This window comes from Robiginitalea sp. (assembly GCF_049588695.1).
GTDB lineage: Bacteria > Bacteroidota > Bacteroidia > Flavobacteriales > Flavobacteriaceae > Robiginitalea.
In genome coordinates, this window is sequence record NZ_JBAVZJ010000644.1 from 1 (window position 1) to 2,738 (window position 2,738).

Genomic DNA, 2,738 nt, shown 5'->3' on the forward strand with positions numbered 1-2,738 from the left:
TGACAAGACTGAAACCATTCACCAGGCTAAAACCGTTAGCCTGTGAATCTATGGGTTCTGGCGCATAATTGTAAAAGTCATCGCCACCAATAGAAGCAATATCAGAATTCTCATTTGTTTCATCCTCTTTTACCTGAACAAACAGGTTAGAAGAAATCGGGATTATCTTCACTGGGTCTGTGGAGGTCGAGGATTCACTGTTAACCAGGCTAAAGCCATTGACCAGGCTAAAGCCATTGGACTGTGGCTCTGATTCTATGGCCGCACTCTCGGTGGTTTCGGACACAAAGAAAGAACGGTTTACCAGGGAGAATCCATTGATAGTTGGTTCATCATTAACCAGGTTAAACCCATTCACCAGGTTGAAGCCATTTACAAGGTTAAACCCATTGACCAGGCTAAAACCATTGACCAGGTTAAAGCCACTGGTGTGTTGGGTTTCGAATTCATCCTGGGCTGCAGTGCTAATTACAACTTCCTCACCTTCCGGAGTTGCATAGGTGTAGACAAATTCAATGTCCGGTATTGGGGCCCCATATTCAAATTCTGTAACATCACCCGCAAATACGGCTTCAATGGTAACAGGCATTGGGTCTACAGAAAGTTTCCCGCTAATAAAGGAAATATTAAATAGTTCTTCAAGGCCGGGATCAATTGTAATGGATGCCTGGTCGAGATCAATGTCATAGATGTCCACATCGATTAATGGATCATCAAGTGCAACTGGATTACCTGCCCCGTCTTCAAGGGTGTAGGCAATATTCTCGATATAAACAGGGTCTGTGGGATCATCCGGATCGTCGAAAAACAAATCCAGAATATCCTGATTATTTGGATACAACTCAGCTACATTTTCCGGTGTCACCTCTATTAACGCTTCACCCTCATCCTGTTTAAACAGGGAATATGAAAAATCCGGATTCGCCTGCCCATAGAGGCGTGTTTCATTTACCGGCTTAACGACCACATCAACCGGGATAATTTCATTCACAGGAGGAGCTTCTACGTCTCCTCCATCTGTTCCGTTGGTCAGTCCGTCATTGGGAGGGGTTGAGATAATAATGGCAGGATCCCCGATAAAAGCATCGAGATACAGGGCTATGGTATTTTCATCAATTACCCAGTAGGTCTGAAGGTAATCCGGTAACTCCTGTTCGGTAAGAGTTCCGGGATCGCCGTTCGCCAAAAGCGGATTTTGAGTTAAAGGATCCCCCCTGAAAAGTACTTCCGTTTCAGAAGTAAATTCCGTTCCTTCAATGACCAGATAAAAGGGTTCACTTCCCGGTACATAATCCGGGTCTGATGCCAACAGATCATCATAATTGAAGCGCTCAAATCCCGGAGCCGGATTGGCAAAGGACCCCAGGGCATCATCTACCGAAAGAAATCCATTACCGTTGGCAACGTCATAAACCGGCCTTCCGTCCACTTCACTCTGACCTGCCAGAGGAACCGCGTAATCAAGCAGGAGTTTACGGGCTGTATATTCGGTCGGATCGACCAATAGCGCGCCGCTCTCATCCGTGAGATATTTCTGAACGCCCTGTATCATAAGCGCTGCCGCCCCCGCTACATGCGGAGCTGCGGCGGAGGTTCCAAAGAAATTCGGACTGTTATTGGGGTCGGGTTCGAGGTTATTACCCGACTTATTGAGTACAATAAATTCATCCCCGGTGGGGCCTCCAAGGTCCACGGTAGTATTGACTCCGGTGGGGCCCATCAGCACAGGTTGTTGTCTCAGGGTGGTTTCCCCGTTAATCCTGGTACCTCCCCTGGAGGAAGATCCCTGAGCCGTAAACGATCTGGGTTGGCCATTATTGGCATCAATATCTGCAACAATCCCGCTCCAATTTGGCGTGTAATCCCAGCGAACTGCTCCAATAGCCATATTGCTGGCCGCATTGTTGTGCCCTACAATGGTCGATCCCCCAAGCGCCGGTTCGGCTGCAAACTCTCCGTCATCCCCTGCGCGGAAGACCACATATTTAAATGGTATAGGTGAATTCCCTCCGGCCTGCTCAATCATAATATAGGTGGTGGTGGGGTTGAGCACCCTGAAATACATCAATTCTATGGGGTCAGCCCCATTGTTATCCCAGTTGTAACCGAACTGTTTGTTTCCATCCGCATCGGTCAGATAAATATCCAAATCCACTTGTGCCCCGGCTACATCCCCTAGTGAATAATAATCATCATCCCACTGAAGTCCGATGACATACAGGCCAGGGCCCAGGTTTTCGAGTTTTTGCAGACCGTTGGAGGTGCCAAAATTATGCCTGAAAATAGTTGGTTCCGGGGTTGGAGTACCGCTAAAACTGGCTTCATAAGACCGGGTTCCGAAATTCCCAGCTGCGCTGATATATAATTTCCCGGCATCTACGGCATTATCGATAGCCTGAGCAACAATTCCATCTTTATAATAGGGCTCTTTGAGATAGGTAAGGTCATCTACAATGATGTCCACCCCATCAATAGCCGCCAATTCATCTACCCCTTCGGCGAAGTCATACTCTGAGATAAAACCGGTCCTGAAATACAAGTCGGCTCCGGGAGCTGCATCATGCACAATCTGCAGCATGGCGCGTCCCTCATCACTGCCGCCTCCAGGCAGATCAAAAAGCACATTCTCATTTCCCGGCAATTCGCCATCTGTAACATCTTTGTTATAACCATCAATATCACCCGTTTTAAAACTATCTGAAATCACAGCAATACCAACTCCTGTCCCGTCTACCTGC

General features: G+C 47.6%; 1 protein-coding gene. It reads right to left on the reverse strand.

From position 1 onward, the window contains the following. On the reverse strand, positions 1–2,738 hold a 2,738-nt coding region (locus WBV75_RS14710; RefSeq protein ID WP_424121335.1), incomplete at both ends, for a S8 family peptidase.